Below are 23837 nucleotides of genomic sequence, written 5' to 3' on the forward strand. Positions count from 1 at the left end.
ACGGCAAACAAAAAGGGCCGCCAAAGCGACCCTTTATTTACGACTATTCTGGATTATTCGTCCGCTTCATCGGCAACATCATCATCGGTATCCGCTTCAGGCGCGATATCATCGTCCCCTTCCGCCACGCTACCGTCGATGCTGTCCAGCTCTTCGTCATCCACAGGTTCGGCGACGCGCTGCAGGCCCACAACGCTTTCGTCTTCCGCAGTACGGATGAGAATAACGCCCTGGGTGTTACGCCCGACCACGCTGACTTCAGACACGCGGGTACGCACCAGCGTACCGGCATCGGTGATCATCATGATCTGGTCGGTATCCTCCACCTGCACCGCCCCAACGACGCTGCCGTTACGTTCGGTGACTTTGATAGAGATAACGCCCTGCGTTGCACGAGACTTGGTTGGATACTCGGCCGCCGCGGTGCGTTTACCGTAACCATTCTGGGTAACGGTCAGAATCGCGCCGTCACCGCGAGGAATGATCAGAGACACCACTTTGTCGTCACCGGCAAGCTTGATCCCGCGAACGCCCGTTGCGGTACGGCCCATGGTACGAACGGCGTCTTCTTTGAAGCGCACCACTTTACCTGCCGCCGAGAACAGCATGGCTTCGTCGCTACCGTTAGTTAAATCAACGCCAATCAGCTCGTCACCCTCGTTAAGGTTAACGGCGATGATGCCCGCTGAACGCGGACGGCTGAAGTCGGTCAGCGCAGTTTTCTTCACGGTACCGCTTGCGGTCGCCATGAACACGTTGATGCCTTCTGCGTACTCGCGCACCGGCAGAATCGCGGTAATACGCTCGTCCTGCTCAAGCGGCAGCAGGTTCACAATTGGACGGCCACGCGCGCCACGGCTCGCTTCCGGCAGCTGATAAACCTTCATCCAGTACAGGCGACCACGGCTGGAGAACAGCAGGATCGTGTCGTGGGTGTTGGCCACCAGCAGGCGGTCAATGAAGTCTTCTTCTTTAATACGGGCGGCCGACTTGCCTTTGCCACCGCGGCGCTGCGCTTCATAATCGGTCAGCGGCTGATACTTCACATAGCCCTGGTGAGACAGGGTGACCACCACATCTTCCTGGTTGATCAGATCTTCAATGTTGATATCTGCGGTGTTGGCGGTGATCTCGGTGCGACGGTTGTCGCCGAACTGATCGCGCATCGCTTCCAGCTCTTCGCGAATCACTTCCATCAGGCGCTCTGCGCTGCCCAGGATGTGCAGTAATTCAGCGATTTGCTCCAGCAGCTCTTTATACTCGTCGAGCAGTTTTTCGTGCTCAAGGCCGGTCAGTTTCTGCAGACGCAGATCCAGAATCGCCTGAGCCTGCTGCTCGGTGAGGAAATATTTACCGTCGCGGATGCCAAACTCTGGCTCCAGCCACTCAGGACGTGCGGCATCATCACCCGCACGCTCAAGCATTGCAGAAACGTTGCCCAGGTCCCAGGAACGGGCTACCAGGCCCGCTTTCGCTTCGGCAGCATTTGGCGAGTTACGGATAAGTTCAATGATCGGGTCGATATTCGCCAGGGCGATAGCCAACCCTTCAAGGATATGCGCGCGATCGCGGGCTTTGCGCAGTTCGAAGATGGTACGACGGGTCACCACTTCGCGGCGGTGGCGCACGAACGCAGACAGGATCTCTTTCAGGGTCATGATCTTCGGCTGACCATGGTGCAATGCCACCATGTTGATACCGAAGGAAACCTGCAGCTGAGTCTGGGAATACAGGTTATTGAGCACCACTTCGCCCACGGCGTCGCGTTTAATCTCAATAACAATACGCATACCGTCTTTATCAGACTCATCGCGCAGGGCGCTGATGCCTTCCACGCGTTTGTCTTTCACCAGCTCGGCGATTTTCTCGATCAGGCGAGCTTTGTTCACCTGATACGGAATTTCGTGAACGATAATGGTCTCGCGGCCGGTCTTCGCGTCCGCTTCTACTTCAGCACGGGCGCGAATATAAATTTTACCGCGGCCGGTGCGATACGCTTCTTCAATACCGCGGCGGCCGTTAATGATAGCGGCAGTCGGGAAATCCGGGCCTGGAATGTGTTCCATCAGCCCTTCAACGCTGATGTTCTCGTCTTCAATATAGGCGAGGCAGCCGTTGATCACTTCGGTAATGTTGTGCGGCGGAATGTTCGTCGCCATCCCGACTGCGATACCGGATGAACCGTTTACCAGCAGGTTAGGAATTTTGGTTGGCATGACGTCTGGAATTTTTTCGGTGCCGTCGTAGTTATCGACGAAATCAACCGTCTCTTTTTCCAGGTCTGCCATCAGCTCGTGGGCGATTTTCGACATACGGATTTCCGTATAACGCATCGCCGCGGCGGAGTCGCCGTCTACGGAACCGAAGTTACCCTGGCCGTCGACCAGCATGTAACGCAGGGAAAATGGCTGTGCCATACGGACGATGGTGTCATAAACCGCGGTATCACCATGAGGGTGATATTTACCGATAACGTCACCAACAACACGGGCGGATTTTTTGTATGCTTTGTTCCAGTCATTGCCCAATACGTTCATCGCGTAAAGCACGCGACGGTGTACCGGCTTAAGTCCATCGCGGACATCTGGCAGTGCGCGGCCGACAATAACCGACATCGCATAATCCAGATACGAGCTCTTTAGCTCTTCCTCAATGTTGACCGGCGTAATTTCTCTGGCAAGGTCGCTCATGTAACCGCTATCCCTCTACTGTTTTCCCGGATTCAAAGGTCGCAAATTATAACACATCCGGCCCTGTGTGGGGAAACCTCAACGCAATTGTCGGCGCTTTATTCACGCCGTTAGCCTGATATACTGCCAGCCTTAACATCTGCAAGGAGTCACCGCTGTAATGAATGCTGAAAACCAACCGGTTACGCAGAACGTCGACCACGAGGAAATCGCCAAATTTGAAGCTGTCGCTTCCCGCTGGTGGGATCTGGAAGGTGAATTTAAGCCGCTGCACCGCATCAACCCGCTGCGTTTAGGCTATATCAACCAGCGCGCCGGTGGGCTGTTCGGTAAAACCGTGCTCGACGTTGGCTGCGGCGGCGGTATTCTGGCGGAAAGCATGGCTCGTGAAGGTGCCAACGTCACCGGCCTGGATATGGGGTTTGAACCGCTGCAGGTGGCCCGCCTTCACGCACTGGAAAGCGGCGTTAAGGTGGACTATGTCCAGGAGACGGTTGAAGAACACGCGAGCAAACACGCCGGGCAGTACGACGTCGTAACCTGTATGGAAATGCTGGAGCACGTGCCTGACCCACAATCGGTGGTTCACGCCTGCGCGCGTTTAGTCAAACCCGGCGGCCACGTCTTCTTCTCTACCATTAACCGCAACGGCAAAGCCTGGCTGATGGCCGTCGTCGGCGCTGAGTATGTGATGCGCATGGTGCCGAAAGGCACGCACGATGTTAAAAAGTTTATCAAGCCCGCCGAACTCTTACGCTGGGTGGATGAAACCCCGCTGCGCGAGCGCCATATGACCGGATTACATTTCAACCCGATCACCAACGTATTCAAGCTGGGCCCAGGGGTAGATGTTAATTATATGCTGCATACTGAAGCATAAATCGGCATATCGTATAAGGATTGATTATCGATAATTGCGCCAGAACCGTTGCGCAATTATCGATGAAGTTTAAGAAATCAGCACCCGATCAAAATTTTCATTTTTTTTGCATCCCATTGACAATTCCCTCAAGCCTTATGTGACGTGGACTTACGAAAAAAGCGCTCCGCCGAACCTCATTTTATTGACGAAATCAATACTTGTACTGAACGGATTCCTTACTAGAATACTCACCATCTAGTGACCATTTTGTCACCCACCCCCTATATATAGTATTTATCCACAGAGTTAGTCACAGGCTGGCGGATGTGTATAAATCAGGGGAAAACTCATCTCACGGACAGGTAAAACTCACATGAATCAGAGTCTGCTGGTTACAAAACGCGATGGCAGCAAAGAGCGCATCAATCTGGATAAAATTCATCGGGTACTCGACTGGGCCGCTGAGGGTCTGAACAACGTCTCCGTTTCCCAGGTTGAACTGCGTTCCCATATCCAGTTTTACGACGGCATCAAGACCTCTGACATTCATGAAACCATCATCAAGGCCGCAGCTGACCTGATCTCCCGTGACGCACCGGATTATCAGTATCTCGCCGCTCGCCTGGCAATTTTCCACCTGCGTAAAAAAGCCTACGGTCAGTTTGAGCCGCCGAAGCTTTACGATCAGGTTGTGAAAATGGTTGAGATGGGTAAATACGATCGTCACCTGCTGGAAGACTACACGGAAGAAGAGTTCGAGCAGATGAACGATTTCATCGATCACTGGCGTGACATGAACTTCTCTTACGCGGCAGTGAAGCAGCTCGAAGGCAAATATCTCGTGCAGAACCGCGTTTCCGGTGAGATCTACGAAAGCGCGCAGTTCCTCTATATTCTGGTCGCCGCCTGCCTGTTCTCCGGCTACCCGCGTGAAACCCGCCTCAGCTACGTGAAACGTTTCTACGACGCGGTTTCCACCTTCAAGATTTCCCTGCCTACGCCAATCATGTCTGGCGTGCGCACCCCGACCCGTCAGTTCAGCTCCTGCGTACTGATCGAGTGCGGCGACAGCCTGGATTCCATCAACGCTACCTCCAGTGCGATCGTGAAATACGTTTCCCAGCGCGCAGGTATCGGCATCAACGCCGGCCGCATTCGTGCGCTGGGCAGCCCGATTCGCGGCGGTGAAGCGTTCCACACCGGCTGTATCCCTTTCTATAAGCACTTCCAGACGGCAGTGAAGTCCTGCTCCCAGGGCGGCGTGCGCGGCGGGGCTGCAACGCTGTTCTACCCGATGTGGCATCTGGAAGTGGAAAGCCTGCTGGTGCTAAAAAACAACCGTGGCGTGGAAGGTAACCGCGTGCGCCACATGGACTACGGCGTACAGATCAACAAGCTGATGTATACCCGCCTGCTGAAGGGCGAAGAGATCACCCTGTTCAGCCCGTCTGACGTGCCGGGACTGTATGACGCTTTCTTCGCCGATCAGGACGAGTTTGAGCGCCTGTACACCAAATACGAGAAAGACGACAGCATCCGTAAACAGCGCGTGAAAGCGGTGGAACTGTTCTCCCTGATGATGCAGGAACGCGCCTCCACCGGCCGTATCTACATCCAGAACGTTGACCACTGCAACACCCACAGCCCGTTCGACCCGGCGATTGCCCCGGTGCGCCAGTCCAACCTGTGCCTGGAAATCGCCCTGCCGACCAAACCGCTGGACGACGTCAACGACGAGAACGGCGAAATCGCCCTGTGTACGCTGTCTGCGTTCAACCTTGGCGTGATTGAAAGCCTGGACGATCTGGAAGAGATGGCTGTGCTGGCTGTGCGCGCACTGGACGCTCTGCTCGACTACCAGGATTACCCAATTCTGGCGGCAAAACGCGGCGCAATGGGTCGTCGTACCCTGGGTATCGGCGTGATTAACTTTGCCTATTATCTGGCGAAGCACGGCGTGCGTTACTCCGACGGCAGCGCAAATAACCTGACGCACAAGACTTTCGAAGCCATTCAGTACTACCTGCTGAAAGCGTCAAACGAACTGGCGAAAGAGCAAGGTGCCTGCCCGTGGTTCAACGAAACCACCTACGCAAAAGGCATTCTGCCAATCGACACCTACAAGAAAGACCTGGATGCTATCAGCAACGAACCGCTGCATCTGGACTGGGAAGGTCTGCGTGAGTCCATCCAAACTCACGGCCTGCGCAACTCCACGCTTTCTGCCCTGATGCCGTCTGAGACCTCATCGCAGATCTCCAACGCCACCAACGGCATCGAGCCACCGCGCGGCCACATCAGCATTAAAGCGTCGAAAGACGGGATCCTGCGCCAGGTTGTGCCGGATTATGAAGCGCTGAAAAACAATTACGAGCTGCTGTGGGAAATGCCGAGCAACGATGGCTATCTGCAGCTGGTTGGCCTGATGCAGAAGTTTATCGACCAGTCGATCTCTGCCAACACCAACTATGACCCAACGCGCTTCCCGTCAGGCAAAGTGCCAATGCAGCAGCTGCTGAAGGATCTGCTCACCGCCTATAAATTCGGCGTGAAGACCCTGTACTATCAAAACACCCGTGACGGCGCGGAAGACACTCAGGATGACCTGGCGCCTTCCATCCAGGACGATGGCTGCGAAAGTGGCGCATGTAAGATTTAACGCTTAATCCCCTCTTACGAGGGGATTTTTCCGACGTATTACAGGATTTAACCTCATGGCTTACACTACTTTTTCACAGACGAAAAACGATCAGCTCGCCGAGCCTATGTTCTTTGGCCAGTCGGTTAACGTGGCGCGCTACGACCAGCAGAAATACGACATCTTCGAAAAGCTGATTGAAAAGCAGCTCTCCTTCTTCTGGCGCCCGGAAGAAGTGGACGTCTCCCGCGACCGCATCGACTTCCAGGCGCTGCCGGAGCATGAGAAACACATCTTCATCAGCAACCTGAAGTACCAGACGCTGCTGGACTCCATCCAGGGCCGCAGCCCGAACGTCGCGCTGTTGCCGCTGATCTCCATTCCTGAGCTGGAAACGTGGGTTGAAACCTGGGCGTTTAGCGAGACCATTCACTCTCGTTCTTACACCCACATCATCCGCAACATCGTGAACGATCCGGCGATCGTCTTTGACGACATCGTCACCAACCAGGAAATCCTCAAGCGCGCCAAAGACATCTCTGGCTACTATGACGACCTGATTGAGATGACCAGCTACTGGCACCTGTTGGGCGAAGGCACACACAACGTGAACGGCAAAACCGTCACCGTGAACCTGCGTGCGCTGAAGCGTCAGTTGTACCTCTGCCTGATGAGCGTTAACGCCCTGGAAGCGATTCGCTTCTATGTGAGCTTCGCCTGTTCCTTCGCCTTCGCCGAACGCGAGCTGATGGAAGGTAACGCCAAAATCATCAAGCTGATCGCCCGTGACGAAGCCCTGCACCTGACCGGCACCCAGCATATGCTGAACCTGATGCGCAGCGGTGAAGACGATCCGGAAATGGCGGAAATCGCCGTTGAATGCCGCCAGGAATGCTACGACCTGTTCGTGCTGGCCGCCCAGCAGGAAAAAGAGTGGGCCGACTACCTGTTCCGCGACGGCTCGATGATTGGCCTGAACAAAGACATCCTTTGCCAGTATGTGGAGTACATCACCAACATCCGCATGCAGGCCGTGGGCCTTGACCTGCCGTTCCAGACTCGCTCCAACCCGATTCCATGGATCAACGCATGGCTGGTGTCCGACAACGTCCAGGTTGCGCCGCAGGAAGTGGAAGTCAGCTCCTACCTGGTGGGCCAGATTGACTCGGAAGTCGATACCGACGATCTGAGCAACTTCCAGCTGTAAACAATGGGCCGCATTACGCTCAGCATTACCGGCGCGCAGTTGATGAGCGAAGAAGAACACCCTTCGCTACTGGCGGCGCTGGAGTCACACAAAGTCTGCGTAGAGTATCAGTGCCGGGAAGGCTATTGCGGTTCATGCCGCACTAAGCTGCTGGCGGGGGAAGTTCAGTGGCTGACCGAGCCGCTGGCATTTATCCAGCCCGGTGAAATTCTCCCCTGCTGCTGCAAAGCACGGGGAGATATCGAACTCGAGATGTAGTGATGTAAAAAAGGCCGCAAATGCGGCCTTTTTCATTAGCGATTACGGCTTATTAAGAAACCGTACGGCTTTGTCCGGGAAGTCGGTAAACAGCCCATCTACGCCCGCCTGGTTATACAGCACGTCGTACAGCTGATTCACATCGCTCACGTAGTCCGGCAACGCGTCCGCCCTCACCGTATAAGGATGCACGGTCAATTTGTTGGCGTGTGCTTCGGTCACCATATCGGTGAGCCTCACGTTCCCTTTGGTTGACGCCTTCTCCACCAGCATATGGTAGTCCGGGCCAATGCCGTCGGCATACTCGGCAATCTGCTTCATCGCGCCCGGCTTAAACATCCAGTCGTAACTGTAGTTCACCCACTTGCCGTCCGGCTGTTTTTCCTGAGTCTCATTCCAGTCGGTATAGGCGATAAGCTGCACCAGGTTAAGGTTCATGCCCATCTTCGGCTCAAGCTCGTTTTTAATGCGCTTCAGCTCGGCGGCGTCAAAGCACTGAAGATAGATCTTGTCCTGCTTGCCGGTGTAGCCGTACTGCTTCAGTACCTCAAGGGTTTTTGCCGCGATATCTTTGCCTTCCTGATGGTGGAACCACGGCGCTTTTATCTCAGGATAGATACCGATGTTTTTCCCGGTGGAATGATTCAGCCCCTGAACAAACTCGATCTCTTCTTCAAAGGTGTGCACCCGGAAGTCGGATTTGCCCATCGGAAAACGCCCCGGATAAGTTTGCACCTGCTTGCCGTTAACGATATCGAAGCCCTCGGTGAACTTCAGGGACTTAATTTCCGCCAGCGTAAAGTCGATGGCGTAGTAGCGCCCGTCTTTGCGCGCCCGATCCGGGAAACGCTTCGCGACGTCGGTCACCCTGTCCAGATAGTGGTCATGCAGCACCACCAGCCTGTCGTCTTTGGTCATCACCAGGTCTTGCTCAAGGTAATCCGCGCCCTGGGCATAGGCCATCGCTTTTGCCGGTAACGTATGCTCAGGCAGATAGCCGCTGGCGCCCCGGTGGGCAATCACGATTTTGTCCGTGGTCTGGGCGAAGACGCTGCTGGTCGCCACCAGCACCACGCCCGCCAGTAAAGATTTTGCCATCAGTTTCATGATGCTCTCCTTAGCCGTTTTTCAGCATTTTTTCATCGTGGTGTTTGCGCTCGCCAATCATCACCACAATCAGCAACAGCACGGCCAAAATACTGCCGCCAATCATCACGATAAAGCCGCCGTCCCAGCCGAAGAAGTCCACGGTGTAGCCGACAATCGCGCTGGCCGCGACCGAGCCGCCCAGGTAACCAAACAGGCCGGTAAAGCCCGCTGCCGTCCCTGCCGCTTTCTTAGGTGCAAGCTCAAGCGCATGCAGGCCAATCAGCATTACCGGGCCGTAAATCAGGAAGCCGATAACAATCATACAGGCCATATCCACACCCGGATTACCCGGCGGGTTGAGCCAGTAAACCACGGTAGCAATCGTCACCAACACCATGAAGAACACGCCTGTCGCGCCGCGGTTACCTTTAAATACCTTATCCGACATCCAGCCGCACAGCAGCGTGCCTGGAATACCCGCGTATTCATAAAGGAAGTAGGCCCACGAGGATTTATCCAGCGCGAAGTGTTTTACTTCTTTCAGGTAAGTTGGCGACCAGTCCAGGATGCCGTAACGCAGCAAATAGACAAACACGTTGGCAATGGCGATGTACCACAGCAGACGGTTCGGGAAGACGTACTTCATGAAGATCTGCTTAGCCGTCAGCTCTTCTTCCGCTTTCTCGCTGTAATCGTCCGGGTAGTCGTTTTTGTACTCTTCAATCGGCGGCAGGCCGCAGGATTGAGGCGTGTCGCGCATCAAGCCGAAGGCAATAATGGCCACAATAATGGCGGCGAAAGCGGGCATGTATAGCGCCGCATGCCAGTCGTTAAACCACGCCATCCCCAGCAGGAACAGCAGCGGAGGAATACCGCCCCCGACGTTATGGGCGCAGTTCCAGACGGAAACAATGCCTCCACGCTCCTTCTGCGACCACCAGTGCACCATGGTGCGCCCGCACGGCGGCCATCCCATGCCCTGGAACCAGCCGCAGGCGAACAGCAGCACAAACATGACTGCGATGCTGGACGTTGCCCAGGGCACAAAGCCCATAAACAGCATCACGGCGGCGGCAAGAATCAGCCCGGCGGGTAGAAATACGCGCGGATTCGAGCGGTCAGAGACCGAGCCCATGATGAATTTCGAAAATCCGTAGGCGATCGAAATCCCTGAAAGCGCAAAACCGAGATCGCCTCGGGAGAAGCCCTGCTCCACCAGATACGGCATCGCAAGGGTAAAGTTTTTCCTTACCAGATAGTAAGCGGCATAACCGAAGAAGATACCCATGAAAATTTGCCAGCGCAGGCGGCGATAGGTCGGATCTATCTGCTCCTCTGGCAAACGCGTCTTATGCGCGGCGGGTTTGAAGATACTTAACATACGAGCCTCCGTGGCGTTGATGTTCAGCGGGAGCAAGCGGCTCCTGCCAAATGTTCTTTTGCGAGCGCATGGTAGTTATCCGGGCGCGTATTTACTGTGAAACATCGCACACAATGTTACATTTTTATTACAGAAAGGCGAAATGGTGCATATTTTCACTAATTATTTTCGTTTATTGCTCGAATTTGCTCGCAATCAAACATTCCACACTTTCTTTGTGGCTGAATAACGGTAAATAAAAAGGGGTAAAGGAGCACCATGTGAGCAGAGAAGCGGACGTGATTATCATCGGTGGAGGGGCAACCGGTGCCGGCATAGCGCGAGACTGCTCCCGCCGCGGGCTGAAAGTACTGCTGCTTGAGCGTCACGACATCGCAACCGGTGCCACAGGCCGCAATCACGGCCTGCTTCACAGCGGCTCACGCTATGCGGTCACCGATGGGGAATCCGCCAAAGAGTGCATCGAAGAAAACCGCATTCTGCGGCGTATTGCCCGCCACTGTATCGAGCCCACGGATGGCCTGTTTATCACCCTGCCGGAAGATGATCTGGCGTTTCAAAGCGGGTTTATCGCCGCCTGTCGCCAGGCCGGTATTCCTGCAGAAGCGTTGGATCCCCGAGAGGCATTACGGCTTGAGCCGTCCGCCAACCCATCGCTTCTCGGCGCGGTTCGTGTCCCGGATGGCACGGTCGACCCATTCCGCCTCACCGCCGCTAACATGCTTGATGCCAAAGAACACGGCGCAGAAGTGCTGACGGGCTGCGAGATCACCGGGCTGATTCGCGAAGGCTCACGCGTTTGCGGCGTGCGAGTCTTCAACCACCTTACCCGCCAGGCAGGCGAGTTTAGTGCACCAATGGTGGTAAACGCCGCAGGGATCTGGGGGCAGCACATCGCAGAATACGCCGATCTAAGCGTAAAAATGTTCCCGGCCAAAGGGGCGTTACTGATCCTCGGGCACCGCATCAACAACATGGTCATCAACCGCTGCCGTAAACCAGCAGACGCCGATATTCTGGTCCCCGGCGATACCATTTCGCTTATTGGCACCACCTCCACGCATATCGACTACGACCAAATCGACAATATGTGCGTCACACCGGATGAAGTGGACACGCTGATTCGTGAAGGGGAAAAGCTGGCACCGGTGCTTGGCCGAACCCGTATTCTTCGGGCCTACGCTGGCGTCAGGCCTCTGGTTGCCAGCGACAACGATCCCACCGGGCGCAGCGTCAGCCGTGGAATTGTGCTGCTGGATCACGGGAAACGCGACGGCATGGACGGCTTCATCACCATTACCGGCGGCAAACTGATGACCTATCGTCTGATGGCGGAGTGGGCAACGGATCTGGTTTGCGAGCGTTTAGGGAATACCACCCCCTGTTCCACCGCCTCGGCGTCGCTGCCGGGCTCCGAACATACGGCAGAACAAACGCTGGGGAAAGTTATCTCCTTGCCACCGACAATTCGCGGTTCCGCCGTCTGGCGGCACGGCGACCGCGCAACGCGGCTGCTGAATAACAGCCGACTCAGCAACAGCCTGGTGTGCGAATGCGAAGCCGTCACCACCGGCGAAGTGCGCTATGCCATTGATGCCCTCGGCGTAAAAAACCTGGGAGATTTGCGCCGCAGAACGCGCGTTGGCATGGGCACCTGTCAGGGCGAGCTGTGCGCCTGCCGGGCAGCCGGTCTCCTGCAACGCTTCCAGCTCACTACGCCTGCACAATCGCTGGAGCAACTCTCTCACTTCCTCAACGAACGCTGGAAGGGCGTTCGCCCTGTCGCCTGGGGAAATGCATTGCGAGAAAGCGAATTTACCGCCTGGATTTATCAGGGACTATGCGGTCTGGACAACGGAGAACAGGGATGAAATTTGACACGATTATCATCGGCAGCGGCCTGGCCGGGCTGACAGCTGGCATAAAACTGGCGGAAAGCGGCCAGCGCTGCGCCATCGTCAGCCGCGGGCAAAGCGCGCTGCACTTCTCTTCTGGTTCGTTGGATTTGCTTTCAACGTTACCGGACGGCACTCCCGTTCACCAGCCAGAGACGGCGCTGGAAAATCTGGCGGAGCAAGCGCCTCAGCATCCTTACAGCCTGATGGGCAAAGAGCGCGTGCTGGCGCTCGCTGCAGAGAGTGAGCAACTGCTGGCCAGGGCTGGCATTCCGCTGGTGGGTCATCATCGCCAAAATCACCTCAGAATCACGCCGCTGGGCAAGCAAAGGGCCAGCTGGCTCAGCCCGCCGGAAGTGCCGCAGGCGCCGTTGCCCTGGCAAAAAGTGACGGTCATTAATATTGCTGGCTTCCTGGATTTTCAGGCAGAGCTGGTGGCGGGTTCACTGTCTGCCGCCGGCTGTAACGTGCACGTCGCCGAGCTCACCCTGCCCGTACTGGATGTCTTACGTAACAACCCAAGCGAGTTTCGCGCCGTGAACATCACCCGGGTGCTGGATCTGCCGGAAAACCTTCCGGCGCTGGTGGATGAACTCAGGCTGCTGCTGGGCAGCGGCGAGGCTATGATTCTGCCCGCTTGCCTGAACCTGGAAGCACGAACGGTGGCCGCCGTGGAGCAAGCCCTCGGCGTGCCGGTAAAACTCCTGCCAACGCTGCCGCCTTCGGTGCTTGGGATGAGGCTACACAATGCGCTCCGCCGCCGTTTTCAGACCCTGGGCGGGCTTATTATGCCCGGAGATACCGTAACCGGCGCTCAGCTTGAACAAGGGCGTATCAATGCCCTGTTCACCAAAAATCATCGTGAAGTGCCGCTGCGGACCCGGCATGTCATCCTGGCCAGCGGCAGCTTTTTCAGCGGCGGGCTGGAGGCTACCCGGCAACATGTCATCGAGCCCATCTTCGGGCTGGACGTGAACATCGAGGCCGAGCGAGCCGCCTGGAGCAAAACAGATTTCTTTACGCCGCAGCCCTGGCTGCAATTTGGGCTAACCGTGAATAACCACTTCCAGCCGTTCCATCACGGGGAATACACCAAAAATCTCTACGCTATTGGCTCGGTGCTGGGGGGCTTTGATCCTATTCATCAGGGATGCGGAGCCGGCGTATCGATGCTCACGGCGCTCTGTGTGGCCAATCAAATCCTTGTTGCCGCGGAGGCTTGCCATGAACCTGCTTGATGAAACCAGCTTTGAAAGCTGTATTAAATGCACGGTCTGCACCACGGCTTGCCCGGTAAGCCGCGTTCGCCCGGAATATCCGGGGCCAAAACAGGCCGGGCCCGACGGAGAAAGGTTGCGCCTGAAAGATCCCTCCCTGTACGACGACGCGCTGAAGTACTGCACCAACTGCAAGCGCTGCGAAGTCTCCTGCCCGTCCGAAGTCAACATTGGCGATATCATCCAGCGGGCGCGGGCCAGATATGGCGAACATAAACCTTCGCTGCGCGATGCTGTTCTCAGTCATACGGATTTACTCGGTACGCTCTCCACGCCTTTCGCCCCGCTGATCAACGCCACGACCGGTTTGAAGCCCGTACGCAAGCTGCTGGATAAAACCCTCAAAATTGATTCCCACCGCGAGTTGCCCAAATATTCCTTCGGCACATTTCGCCAGTGGTATCGGCGCCAGGCCGCGCACCAGGCCAGCTTCCCGCAGCAGGTTGCTTTCTTCCACGGCTGCTTCGTGAACTACAACCATCCGCAGCTCGGCAAAGACATGGTCAAAGTGCTTAACGCGATGGGCATCGGCGTCCAGCTGTTGCAAAGAGAAAAATGCTGCGGCGTGCCGCTTATTGCCAACGGCTTTATCGAAAAGGCAAAGAAACAGGCAAGGGTAAACGCCAGCTCGCTGGAAGAGGCCGTCATGCAGCGCGGGCTGCCGGTTATTGCGACCTCGTCAACCTGTACCTTCACGCTGCGCGATGAATATCCGCATATTCTTGGTATCGACACGGCCCCGGTTCGCGAGCAGATTGAACTCGCCACGCGTTATATCTGGAAACTGCTGGAAGAGGATGGCAGAACGCTGCCGTTAAAAAACACGCCGCTGCGTATCGCCTATCATACGCCTTGCCATATGGAGAAAATGGGCTGGACGCTCTATTCCATTGAGCTGTTGCGCCGCATTCCCGGCGTGGAACTGGTGATGCTGGACTCCCAGTGCTGCGGCATTGCCGGGACCTATGGGTTTAAAAAGGAAAATTACCCGACTTCCCAGCAAATTGGCGCCCCGCTGTTCCAGCAAATAGAAGAGAGTGGCGTAGACCTGGTGGTGACGGACTGCGAAACCTGTAAATGGCAGATAGAAATGTCGACCAGCAAACGCTGCGAGCACCCGATCACGCTACTTGCTCGGGCGCTCGCCTGAAGGTTAAAGGCTGACTGACTCTACGACCTTAATCCAGCCGTGTTCGCTTTCCAGCGGCTGGCCGTTGAACCAGCGGCGCAGCACGTTCAGCGCCATCATGGCGCAAACTTCCTGGCGTATTGCCAGCGCGTGGCGGCTGGTGCCAAACTTCACGGCCAGGCCAAAAGTGCCGTCTGGCGTGGAGATCGCAAAATTTATCTGCTGATCTTCTTCGCCCGAAATCACCAGGGCCAGATCGCTCTGTTGATTCAGGCACCATTCTGCGCTGGACGCTAATGCTTCAGCCAATGTTTCAGGTGCCTGCGGTAAAACGCGGCTCGCCCGGAGCACGGCCTGCGCCCGGTTTAACTGCAGCGTCAGCAGGCCTCCGGTGAACTGTTCGCTCACGGCCAGAGTCAGGGAGCGTTCGCCCAGGCGGCGCGCTATTTGTGCTGGAAGCCCTTCGGTGCCCTCAAAAATCAGACTCTCACCTGCCACGCGGCGGACTTCCGGCCAGACGGCCTCCATCGCTTCACGCTGGCCGGCCGGGCCGGTAAGTTTAAGCTCAATGATCGGCATCGATGAGCGATAGCCCATCACCACGCCCTTCGGCAGCGCCAGCGGATCAAGCGATTGCGCCAGCTCGCTCTCTGAGCGTCCAAAAGTCGTTAAACGCAGGCATATCGGCGGTTCAGGGAGGGTAAAACGTTCACGCAGCCGGGGCATGATTTGTTTGTCCACCATAGCCTTAAACTCTGACGGTACGCCGGGAGTGAAAAACATCAGGCAGCGGTTTAAGGTCAATGCAAAGCCGCAGGCGGTGCCGACGGGATTGTCGATCATTTCACTGTTAGCCGGGATTTGCGCCTGCTTGCGGTTACTCGGCGCCATCACACGCCCGCGCTCGGCAAAAAACTGCTCCATATAGGTTAACCATTCCGCGTGCTCGACCAGCTCAACGCCCGCCGCCGTCGCCGCCGCCAGCGCGCTTAAATCATCGCTGGTTGGTCCCAGGCCGCCGTTAACAATCAGCACATCCGCTTCGTGGCTGCGCTCTTTCAGCACGGCAACCAGGTCAGGCAGACTGTCGCCGACCGTATTGCGGCGCGACATGGGTAAACCCTGGTGAAAGAAATAGTCGGCAAGCCAGGCCGCATTGGTATCGGTAATTTGCCCGTACAGCACTTCGTCGCCGGTGGACAGCATTTCTACTTTTAACATCTTTTACTCCGCAGCAGGGGAACGCCCCACTATAGCGCAGGCACCAAAGAACGGCAGACATAAAAAACGCGGCTAAAAGCCGCGCTTAGACTACTGACCAACCTCTGGGCATAGAAAAAACGCCAAAGGATTCGTCAAAAAACGGAAAATCAATTCATTGATTTTCGGCTGATAACCGCAAAGAGGGAAAAACCACGCTTTTTTCCTCTTTGTCTGCAACATTAACGCGGCTAAAAGCCGCGTTAAGGGATTAGAAGCTGGCGCTCACGCCCACATACGGACCGTCGGCCACGGTGTCGGTACGATCGCCGTCTTTGCCGCCAAGGCTAATATAGCGGTAACCCACTTGCGCTGAAAACGGACGCATAAAGTTCCAGCTTGCACCGGCGCTGGCCTCTTTGTAGTCCTTCACGCTGCTGGACAGAGAGTCCGGGGAATAGTAGTAATCGCCAAAAATGGCAATGTCAGAAGTGATTGGCCATCTCAAACCGCCACCCGCCGCAAGCGCATAACCTTCTTTGCGATCTTTTGCGTGCAGGTAAACGCCACGACCGCCTACGGTTGCCATCATCGGCCCCAGAGGAATATTAAAACCGAGGCCAAGGCCTACGGTATCACCGTTGTCGTCGTTATGCGCATAGTTACCGGTTACCGCGATGCCGCTGCTTTCGGTGCCAAAACCCACGCCGAGGTTAGTGTATTCTTTGCCGACTTCAGCACTCACGCCAATTGCGCTGGCACCTGCGGAAACCAGCAGCAAACCCGCGCCGCCGGCTAAAAGTAATTTATTCATTCCTTGGTTCCTGAAAAAGAAAAAGGGCTGCCCTTAAAAATGCCATTGGATGGCGTGGCGCATTATCTTATTAACGCACTAGAAAATGCCAATATTTCCTTGATTGTAAGAAAATGAAAAGACGCCTTTTTGTGTGACAAGATCAATGCAGCCGGGTAGCGCGAAATGACACATTGAGCAGGTGAATAATAAACACAGTAAAAAAGTGGATTTAAATAAACGCTTTTTTACTGTGAAACCTGGCTCCCAAGGAGGCATTAATGAGCAAGAAAGGATTAACAACCGGCGCAGGCGCTCCCGTTGTAAACAACAACAATGTTGCTACCGCAGGCCCGAGAGGCCCGATGCTACTTCAGGACGTCTGGTTCCTTGAAAAACTCGCCCACTTTGACCGCGAAGTGATCCCTGAGCGCCGCATGCACGCTAAAGGCTCCGGCGCGTTTGGTCATTTCACCGTGACGCATGACATCACCCGCTACACCCGGGCAAAATTATTCTCAGATGTCGGCAAAAAAACTGAGCTGTTCCTGCGCTTTTCCACCGTGGCCGGTGAGCGCGGCGCGGCGGATGCCGAACGAGATATTCGCGGCTTTTCCATGAAATTCTATACCGAGGAGGGCAACTGGGACCTGGTGGGCAACAACACGCCGGTGTTCTATCTCCGTGACCCGCTGAAATTCCCCGACCTGAACCACGTCGTCAAACGCGATCCGCGCACCAACCTGCGTAACCCTACGTATAAATGGGATTTCTTCTCGCACCTGCCGGAAGCCCTTCATCAGTTGACCATTGATTTCAGCGACCGTGGCCTACCGCGCTCTTATCGTCACATTCACGGTTTTGGCAGCCATACCTTCAGCTTTATCAATAGCGACAATCAGCGCTTCTGGGTGAAGTTCCACCTCAAATCCCAGCAGGGTATTGAGAACCTGATGGATGATGAAGCCAGCCGTCTGATTGCAGAGGACCGCGAAAGCTCCCAGCGCGATCTGTACGAATCCATTGAGGCCGGTGATTTCCCTCGCTGGACGTTGTTCGTGCAAATTATGCCGGAAGCCGAAGCGTCACAAACGCCGTACAACCCGTTTGATCTGACCAAAGTCTGGCCACACGGCGACTATCCACTGATAGAAGTGGGCGTGCTGGAACTGAACCGCAACCCGGAAAACTACTTCTCTGACGTTGAACAGGTGGCGATGTCCCCGGCCAACGTCGTACCGGGCATTGGTTTCTCACCCGATCGCATGTTGCAGGGTCGCCTGTTCTCCTACGGTGACGCACACCGCTACCGCCTGGGCGTGAACCATCATCAAATTCCGGTGAACGCGCCAAAATGCCCGTTCCACAACTACCACCGCGACGGAGCCATGCGGGTGGACGGCAACAGCGGCAATGGCGCAACCTACGAGCCAAACAGCTTTAACGTTTTCCAGGAACAGCCAGATTTCAGCGAGCCGCCGTTGAGCCTGGAAGGCGCAGCCGACCACTGGAACCATCGCGAAGATAGCGACTACTTCAGCCAGCCGCGCGCGCTGTATAACCTGCTGAGCGATGAAGAGCATCAGCGTATGTTTGTGCGCATTGCGGGTGAGATGAAAGACGTCCCGGAAAGCATTCAGAACCGTCAGATTTGCCTGTTCAGCCAGGTACATCCTGAATACGGTGCCGGGGTAGCGAATGCACTTCAGGCACTGAAGAACAATAAGTAATACCTTGCAGGGGTTATGCCCCTGCTGCCCACTCTGTCAGCCTGCGGCGGGAGATTTTAATCCCGCCCTGTTTTAACTCCTGCGGCAGCGCCAGCCAGCGCACAGGCCTCTGAAAACGGGGCAGTTTTCCGTCAAGCCAGGCGGCAATGTCGTTAAACTCACATCCGGCACTGATCTCAACCACGGCAACGGGCCGCTGGCCAAATTCAACGTCGTCCACCGGCACCACAAACACCTGCTGAACCGCTGGATGCGCGGCAATTACCCGCTCAACCTCCTCCGGCTGGATGCCCTCCCCGCCGCTGAAAAACTGGTTATCAAGACGCCCGACAATCGTCAGGCGGCCCGAATGCAAAACGCCCCTATCGCGGGTAGCAAACCAGCCCTGTTCATTCACCAGAGGAATAAGTTGCCCGTCCCGCCAGTAGCCGCTGGCCAGGCTATTCGCCTGTATCCACACTTCTTCATCGACGATTTTTACCTTCCGGCCTGGCAATGGAGCCCCCACATCTGGCTGACCGTCGGCGCGTTTGGCGCAAACCGTAGAGGCCAGCTCGGTGAGCCCATAACCACACCAGCAACGCACTCCACGTGCTTCCGCCTGCTGCGTCAGTTCAACGGGGATAGCCGCCCCGCCAAGGAGCACTTCACGCAACGCCAGAGGTTCCTGTTTTTCCAGCAGCCGCCACAGTTGTGTGGGCACTAATGAAGCGTGGGTACAGCCATGCAACGCCTCGTTTATCGATTGCGCGCTTGATATCGCCAACTGGCCGCCGGCATACAGCCAGCGCCAGAGGATCCCCTGCCCGGAAACGTGAAACAGCGGTAAAGATAAAAGCCAGCTATCGTCGGGGCCGTAATGCATCATCGCCAGGACACCCGCTGCGCTGGCAAGGTGGGCCGAGAATGTATGCACCGCTGCTTTGGGTAACCCGGTTGAACCAGATGTCAGCGTCATGGAAGCCAGACGCATCGGCTGCCAGCTTTCGTGCCAGGAAAGTGCACTAGTCAGCGATAATGGAACCACATCCGGCAGAGGTTCGCTGTCGGTCAAAGTTAACCCGTAGCTCAGCGTCATCGACGGTAAAAGCTGCGCCAGCAAACTATCAGGCAACTGAGGATTTAACGGCAGAATGCGCGCCCCACACTGCCATAACGCCAGCCAGGCGAGCAGCGTTTGCGGGCCATTTTTCGCTTTAAGCGCAACACCATCGCCTTCTTTTACTCCTTGCTGGCGAAAACCTCCCGCCAGCGTATCCACGCGCTGGCACAGCGTTTGCCAGGTTAATAGTTCATCGTCGAGACGGAGCGCAACACTTGTGCTCCTGGCATCGGCCCAGTGACGCCACGGCCAGTCGGGAAAGATCATCGAATACGCTCGAGTCCGTCCACGGTAACACACGGCAGAGGGCTGCCGGGCCAGCTGCGCTCAAGCTGAGACTGCATCAGGGATAAAGTATCCAGCCCAGGCAAGGTTCCCGGCGTGAGCCAGGCGGCGATGCGGGCCAGTTGAGTCAAACCGAGGCTGGACTCAATGGAGGAACTGATCACCGCTTTCAGCCCCAGACAATGTGCCGCCGCAACCTGCTCACGCACTTTGTTCAGGCTACCGGTAAGCGTCGGTTTGATCACCACTGCTGAAACGCCCGGCTCAGCGGTGAAAGTAAAATCAGCCTCCCGCAGGCTTTCGTCCCAGGCAATTGCAATTCCCGTATCCCGGCTGAACTCTCGGGACTGCTCGCGGGTTTTGCACGGCTCTTCAATAAAATCGATGCGCGAGCGATGATCCGGGTTGACGTATTTAGCGAACTGCTTCGCTTTGAGCGGGGTCCAGCTGCGGTTAGCATCCAGACGCAGACGAAGTTCAGGCACGGCTTCAAGCAATAAATTAACCACCATGCCATCGCGAACGGCCTCGTACAGCCCCACTTTCACCTTCGCGATTTTTTCGCCCGACATTTCTGCCAGTGCCAGGATCAGCTCGTCGGGGTCGCCGGTGCACAGCGGGGCGGCGCGGTAGTCAGCGGCCTGTGGCAGCGTACCTTCAGCCTCAGCCAGCGCACAACTCAAGCCAAAAGCGACCGACGGCAACTCGGGTAACGGAGTCGATTCATCTGCCAGCCATTGTTCAAGCCAGCGGTCGACCTGCGCCTGAGCCTCCACGAGTGTTTCCTGACTAAATCCCGGCAGAGGGGAAATTTCGCCCCATCCGCTGCGTTCGCCCACTGTCAGGCGCACCAGAAGCCCATCTCTAAATTTGAGACGCTGGTCGCGAAGCACTACGCCAGCCTCCATCGGGATTTGAAAGCGCCACAGCGCCGCGCTCCGCATCACGGATTCCGTTTAAATTTGCTGAAGTCCGGCTGACGCTTCTGGTTAAACGCGTTGCGCCCTTCCTGGCCTTCTTCGGTCATGTAGAACAGCATCGTGGCGTTCCCGGCCAGTTCTTGCAGCCCCGCCTGACCGTCGCAGTCAGCATTCAGCGCCGCTTTCAGGCAACGCAGCGCCATCGGACTGTTCTGCAGCATTTCACGGCACCAGCGAACCGTCTCTTTTTCCAGATCGGCAATCGGTACAACGGTATTCACCAGGCCCATATCCAGCGCTTCTTTCGCATCGTACTGGCGGCACAGGAACCAAATTTCGCGAGCTTTTTTCTGGCCGACAATACGCGCCATGTAGGAAGCGCCCCAGCCGCCGTCGAAAGAACCAACTTTCGGGCCAGTCTGGCCAAATACGGCGTTTTCCGCCGCGATAGTCAGGTCACACATCATGTGCAGCACATGGCCGCCGCCGATGGAGAAACCCGCCACCATCGCCACAACTGGCTTAGGGCAGGTGCGAATTTGGCGCTGGAAGTCGAGCACGTTCAGGTGATGTACGCCGCTTGCGTCCTGGTAGCCGCCGTAGTCACCACGCACTTTTTGGTCACCGCCCGCACAGAAGGCTTTTTCTCCTTCGCCGGTCAGAATAATGGTGCCAATGTTGTCGTCATAGCGCGCATCGGCCAGGGCATTGATCATCTCTTTGACGGTCAGCGGACGAAACGCATTACGCACTTCCGGGCGGTTGATGGTGATTTTGGCGATACCGTCGCTGGATTTGTGGTAACGAATATCGGTGTAACCTTCGGAGCAATCCAGCCATTCAATCGGGGCATAAAGCATTTGTTCATCAGGATAAATCATGAAAGATCCTTACAGGTCATATTGACGAAAGAGGGTTAACAGAGCGGAACTAAACGCGGCGGGAGCTTCACGGTGGGCGTTGTGTCCTGCCCCGGAAATAAGAGCCAGGGAACAGTTAAGCTCGGCGGCAACGGCGCGAAACTTTTCGTCTCGTTCACCGCAAATAAAATGAAACGGCGCGGCTAGCTGGCCAAGTGGCTCACGTAAATCGGGCTGTCGGGAAAGCGACGTTGCCTCAAGCATCCGGGCTAGCGTCTCGGGATTGTTTTGCGCACGCAGGGCGACTAAGTCAGTGCGTTGCGCGCGGCTGAGGGAACGGAAAACAGGCTGCTGATACCAGTCGTTCAACACGGTCTGGATATCTTCGTGCATCAAACGCTGCGCCCAGCGGGCATCGTTCAGCGCTCTCGCCTCGCGATCTGCCCCACTTATCAGGCCAGGATGACTGCCTTCTACCACCAGGCCACGCAGCCCTTTCGACTCAGCCTGACTGGCGTGATACATCGCGATGCGCCCGCCCAGGGAGTAGCCCACGAGCCAATAGTGATTTATACCGTGATGCTTGAGGGTATTTCGTAACGCGTTATCAACCTCGGCAAAACTCTGCACGTGAAGATCGGTGGAACCACCGTGGCCGGGCAGGTCCACGCACAGCTGCGGCCAGTCGGAAAAGTGCGGCTTAATCGCCTGCCACTCATGATGGCTACCAAGAAAACCGTGCAGCCAGACTATGTGTGGCAGAGTTGAACGGTGGCCCGAATGCGGCGCGGCATGAAGGATCATGCCTGGCTAACCAGGGCCAGCAAATGCTGCAGCGTCTGAGCGCCGGCGGTTTCCGGCACGCTAATTTCAATCACCGTCGCGCCAGGGCGCAACCAGGCCCGACGAACGGCCTCTTCAAGCGCCTGCCAGTTTTCAGGGTTCTGATACCCCAACTCAAACATGGCGGCTGCGTGGGAGAAGTTCACGTTTTGCGGCATACAGTAAAAACGCTCACGCTCTTCGGCAGGCGTCGGCAAAAGTGAGAAGATCTGGCCACCGTTATTGTTGACCACCAGCAGCACAAACGGTGCCGAGGCGTGACGCAGCAGTGCAAGGGCATTAAGATCATAGAGCGCCGAAATGTCGCCGACTATCGCGAGCGTGGAGCGCGCCGTTGCCCGCTGAACGCCTGCGGCGGTTGACAGCAGGCCATCAATGCCGCTCGCCCCTCGATTGCTGTACACCGGATACCCCACGGGAAGCTGGGCAAAAGCATCTATCAAACGCACAATTAAACTGTTGCCAACAAACAGCTGACCGCCTTCCGGCAGCAGCTGTGACAGGCGCTGGGCAACCTGTGCCTCACCAAATTCTCGGGTTCCTTGCTCAACCTTTTCCAGCGTCTGCCAGGCCAGAGACGTTAGCGCTTCGGCCCAGGGCAGGCGTTTTTCTGCCGGATGTTTTTCCAGCCAGGTTTCAACGCTGGCAACCAGACGGCGGCCACGGTGGTTGGCAGGATCGAGACGCCCGGGCTGCTTGTCCACCAGCCAGTACTCTTCCGGCCTGCAGGCGGCCTGCCACTGAAGAACCCGTTTTCCGGTCAGACTGCCGCCTAACTGGATGACAATTTGCGCCTGTTCAAGACAAGTCACGGCCTGGCTATTGCTTAGCCACAGGTCCGCACACGGCAGAGGCTGTCCGGTCTGTGAAAGCACATCGCCGATAAGCGGCCAGCCAAGCATTTGCGCCCAGGCTGCGACCTGCTCACCTTCGCTGGCAGAAAGCCGTCCGGCCACTACCACTCCGCGTTTTTGCCGCCAGAAGAACCAGTCTCTTTGCTTCGGCACGGCATTGTCGTGCACTTCACGCAGCCAGGGGGTGTTGCCTTCCCACCAGCCTTCAAGCTGGTTTTGCCAGTCGACGCCGGTATCGTCCGGCGCGCCATAAAGTGGCTCAGCAAAGGGGCAATTGATATGCAGTGCGCCCCCGTTGAGCTGGCCGACGGCGCTGTCAATGGCAGAGACCAGCCAGCTGGCGTGAATATCATGCGTTGGGCGAGGCAGATTGAGTGCAGCGGAAGGATGGGAGTTAAACAGTCCCGGCTGGCGAATCGCCTGGTTCGCACCACAGTCGATAAGTTCGGGCGGGCGATCTGCCGTCAGCAAAATCAGCTTTTCGCCGGTCAATCCGGCTTCTATCACGGCGGGATAAAGATTGGCCACGGCGGTGCCGGAGGTGACAATGATTGCCACCGGCTCGCCGCTGGCCTTTGCCAGCCCAAGCGCCAGATGGCCCAGGCCCCGTTCATCAAAGTGAGTATGGCAAATGAAACTGCGGTTTTCCGCCGCGCTGAGCGTCAGCGGCGTGGAGCGGGAGCCGGGCGCGATACACACATGCCGCACCCCATGTCGGGTTAATGCTTCGAGTATGACGCCCGCCCAGCGGCGGTTAAATGAGCTTATCGACATAATATTGTCCGCAGTCAATTTCGACTTTCGATTATAAATACTATGGCAAG

17 protein-coding genes and 1 pseudogene are annotated in these 23837 nt (G+C 56.4%); 8 read left to right on the top strand and 10 right to left on the bottom strand.

Features of this window, described 5'->3' with window-relative positions:
• Nucleotides 1-53 precede the first annotated feature (53 nt).
• Nucleotides 54-2690 carry a DNA topoisomerase (ATP-hydrolyzing) subunit A gene (gene gyrA, locus AAIE02_RS11215; RefSeq protein ID WP_336981683.1) on the bottom strand — a complete coding sequence of 879 codons (2637 nt, stop codon included), beginning with the start codon at nt 2688-2690 and terminating at the stop codon, nt 54-56.
• Nucleotides 2691-2850: 160 nt separating this feature from the next.
• Between gyrA and ubiG the strand changes: the two genes are divergently transcribed.
• From ubiG to yfaE, 4 genes are all read left to right on the top strand, one after another.
• A complete protein-coding gene (ubiG, locus tag AAIE02_RS11220) occupies nt 2851-3570 on the top strand; it encodes a bifunctional 2-polyprenyl-6-hydroxyphenol methylase/3-demethylubiquinol 3-O-methyltransferase UbiG (protein WP_166872251.1) in 720 nt (239 codons plus the stop codon).
• Between the two features lie 355 nt (nt 3571-3925).
• Nucleotides 3926-6211: a class 1a ribonucleoside-diphosphate reductase subunit alpha gene (gene nrdA, locus AAIE02_RS11225; protein WP_336819237.1), complete on the top strand. Its 2286-nt coding sequence runs from the start codon at nt 3926-3928 to the stop codon at nt 6209-6211.
• 55 nt (nt 6212-6266) lie between these two features.
• Complete coding sequence (gene nrdB, locus AAIE02_RS11230) at nt 6267-7397, top strand: class Ia ribonucleoside-diphosphate reductase subunit beta (protein ID WP_008459840.1); 1131 nt, start codon at nt 6267-6269, stop codon at nt 7395-7397.
• A gap of 3 nt (nt 7398-7400) precedes the next feature.
• Complete coding sequence (gene yfaE / locus AAIE02_RS11235; protein ID WP_008459838.1) at nt 7401-7655, top strand: class I ribonucleotide reductase maintenance protein YfaE; 255 nt, start codon at nt 7401-7403, stop codon at nt 7653-7655.
• A gap of 42 nt (nt 7656-7697) precedes the next feature.
• Here the strand turns inward: yfaE and glpQ are convergent, their stop codons facing one another.
• Entirely contained in the window at nt 7698-8762 is a 1065-nt protein-coding gene (gene glpQ, locus AAIE02_RS11240) for a glycerophosphodiester phosphodiesterase (protein WP_166990984.1), read from the bottom strand.
• 10 nt (nt 8763-8772) lie between these two features.
• Nucleotides 8773-10125, bottom strand: coding sequence for a glycerol-3-phosphate transporter (gene glpT, locus AAIE02_RS11245; protein WP_166990981.1), 1353 nt, complete (start codon nt 10123-10125; stop codon nt 8773-8775).
• A 260-nt stretch (nt 10126-10385) separates the two neighbouring features.
• On the opposite strand from glpT, the pseudogene glpA reads away from it, so the two are divergent.
• The 3 genes and pseudogenes from glpA to glpC all read left to right on the top strand — a co-directional run bounded on the left by glpA (nt 10386) and on the right by glpC (nt 14447).
• Nucleotides 10386-12003, top strand: a pseudogene (gene glpA, locus AAIE02_RS11250) (anaerobic glycerol-3-phosphate dehydrogenase subunit A).
• Entirely contained in the window at nt 11993-13258 is a 1266-nt protein-coding gene (glpB, locus tag AAIE02_RS11255) for a glycerol-3-phosphate dehydrogenase subunit GlpB (protein ID WP_498532541.1), read from the top strand. Before glpA ends, glpB begins: the two are co-directional and overlap by 11 nt.
• On the top strand, nt 13245-14447 hold the full coding sequence (gene glpC, locus AAIE02_RS11260; RefSeq protein WP_498532542.1) for an anaerobic glycerol-3-phosphate dehydrogenase subunit GlpC: 1203 nt from the start codon (nt 13245-13247) through the stop codon (nt 14445-14447). Before glpB ends, glpC begins: the two co-directional genes overlap by 14 nt.
• Nucleotides 14448-14450: 3 nt before the next feature.
• On the opposite strand, the gene AAIE02_RS11265 is transcribed toward glpC, so the two are convergent.
• Together AAIE02_RS11265 and AAIE02_RS11270 are read right to left on the bottom strand one after the other, a co-directional pair.
• Entirely contained in the window at nt 14451-15647 is a 1197-nt protein-coding gene (locus AAIE02_RS11265) for a nicotinamide mononucleotide deamidase-related protein YfaY (RefSeq protein ID WP_498532543.1), read from the bottom strand.
• A 250-nt stretch (nt 15648-15897) separates the two neighbouring features.
• Nucleotides 15898-16440, bottom strand: coding sequence for a YfaZ family outer membrane protein (locus AAIE02_RS11270; protein ID WP_008459823.1), 543 nt, complete (start codon nt 16438-16440; stop codon nt 15898-15900).
• A gap of 260 nt (nt 16441-16700) precedes the next feature.
• Between AAIE02_RS11270 and katA the strand changes: the two genes are divergently transcribed.
• Nucleotides 16701-18149 (top strand): catalase KatA, encoded by a 1449-nt coding sequence (gene katA, locus AAIE02_RS11275; RefSeq protein WP_498532544.1) that lies wholly within the window; start codon nt 16701-16703, stop codon nt 18147-18149.
• 13 nt (nt 18150-18162) lie between these two features.
• On the opposite strand, the gene menE is transcribed toward katA, so the two are convergent.
• From menE to menD, 5 genes are read right to left on the bottom strand one after another with little or no spacing between them, the layout of a single operon-like run.
• The gene (gene menE / locus AAIE02_RS11280) at nt 18163-19518 is read right to left on the bottom strand and encodes an o-succinylbenzoate--CoA ligase (protein ID WP_498532545.1); all 1356 of its coding nucleotides are present in this window, start codon (nt 19516-19518) and stop codon (nt 18163-18165) included.
• A complete protein-coding gene (gene menC, locus AAIE02_RS11285) occupies nt 19515-20480 on the bottom strand; it encodes an o-succinylbenzoate synthase (protein WP_498532546.1) in 966 nt (321 codons plus the stop codon). The genes menE and menC overlap by 4 nt, the downstream gene beginning before the upstream one ends.
• Nucleotides 20480-21337 (bottom strand): 1,4-dihydroxy-2-naphthoyl-CoA synthase, encoded by an 858-nt coding sequence (menB, locus tag AAIE02_RS11290; protein WP_008459804.1) that lies wholly within the window; start codon nt 21335-21337, stop codon nt 20480-20482. Before menB ends, menC begins: the two co-directional genes overlap by 1 nt.
• A 9-nt stretch (nt 21338-21346) precedes the next feature.
• The gene (gene menH / locus AAIE02_RS11295) at nt 21347-22120 is read right to left on the bottom strand and encodes a 2-succinyl-6-hydroxy-2,4-cyclohexadiene-1-carboxylate synthase (protein ID WP_498532547.1); all 774 of its coding nucleotides are present in this window, start codon (nt 22118-22120) and stop codon (nt 21347-21349) included.
• On the bottom strand, nt 22117-23787 hold the full coding sequence (menD, locus tag AAIE02_RS11300; protein WP_498532548.1) for a 2-succinyl-5-enolpyruvyl-6-hydroxy-3-cyclohexene-1-carboxylic-acid synthase: 1671 nt from the start codon (nt 23785-23787) through the stop codon (nt 22117-22119). The genes menH and menD overlap by 4 nt, the downstream gene beginning before the upstream one ends.
• Between the last annotated feature and the right edge of the window lie 50 nt (nt 23788-23837).

Source organism: Cedecea sp. Ae19-4, assembly GCF_059801165.1.

What these genes read in the sequence shown, in the direction of transcription:
- gyrA (WP_336981683.1), bottom strand. Translation starts at nt 2,690, where the DNA reads ATGAGCGACCTTGCCAGAGAAATTACGCCGGTCAACATTGAGGAAGAG.
- ubiG (WP_166872251.1), top strand. Translation starts at nt 2,851, where the DNA reads ATGAATGCTGAAAACCAACCGGTTACGCAGAACGTCGACCACGAGGAA.
- nrdA (WP_336819237.1), top strand. Translation starts at nt 3,926, where the DNA reads ATGAATCAGAGTCTGCTGGTTACAAAACGCGATGGCAGCAAAGAGCGC.
- nrdB (WP_008459840.1), top strand. Translation starts at nt 6,267, where the DNA reads ATGGCTTACACTACTTTTTCACAGACGAAAAACGATCAGCTCGCCGAG.
- yfaE (WP_008459838.1), top strand. Translation starts at nt 7,401, where the DNA reads ATGGGCCGCATTACGCTCAGCATTACCGGCGCGCAGTTGATGAGCGAA.
- glpQ (WP_166990984.1), bottom strand. Translation starts at nt 8,762, where the DNA reads ATGAAACTGATGGCAAAATCTTTACTGGCGGGCGTGGTGCTGGTGGCG.
- glpT (WP_166990981.1), bottom strand. Translation starts at nt 10,125, where the DNA reads ATGTTAAGTATCTTCAAACCCGCCGCGCATAAGACGCGTTTGCCAGAG.
- glpB (WP_498532541.1), top strand. Translation starts at nt 11,993, where the DNA reads ATGAAATTTGACACGATTATCATCGGCAGCGGCCTGGCCGGGCTGACA.
- glpC (WP_498532542.1), top strand. Translation starts at nt 13,245, where the DNA reads ATGAACCTGCTTGATGAAACCAGCTTTGAAAGCTGTATTAAATGCACG.
- AAIE02_RS11265 (WP_498532543.1), bottom strand. Translation starts at nt 15,647, where the DNA reads ATGTTAAAAGTAGAAATGCTGTCCACCGGCGACGAAGTGCTGTACGGG.
- AAIE02_RS11270 (WP_008459823.1), bottom strand. Translation starts at nt 16,440, where the DNA reads ATGAATAAATTACTTTTAGCCGGCGGCGCGGGTTTGCTGCTGGTTTCC.
- katA (WP_498532544.1), top strand. Translation starts at nt 16,701, where the DNA reads ATGAGCAAGAAAGGATTAACAACCGGCGCAGGCGCTCCCGTTGTAAAC.
- menE (WP_498532545.1), bottom strand. Translation starts at nt 19,518, where the DNA reads ATGATCTTTCCCGACTGGCCGTGGCGTCACTGGGCCGATGCCAGGAGC.
- menC (WP_498532546.1), bottom strand. Translation starts at nt 20,480, where the DNA reads ATGCGGAGCGCGGCGCTGTGGCGCTTTCAAATCCCGATGGAGGCTGGC.
- menB (WP_008459804.1), bottom strand. Translation starts at nt 21,337, where the DNA reads ATGATTTATCCTGATGAACAAATGCTTTATGCCCCGATTGAATGGCTG.
- menH (WP_498532547.1), bottom strand. Translation starts at nt 22,120, where the DNA reads ATGATCCTTCATGCCGCGCCGCATTCGGGCCACCGTTCAACTCTGCCA.
- menD (WP_498532548.1), bottom strand. Translation starts at nt 23,787, where the DNA reads ATGTCGATAAGCTCATTTAACCGCCGCTGGGCGGGCGTCATACTCGAA.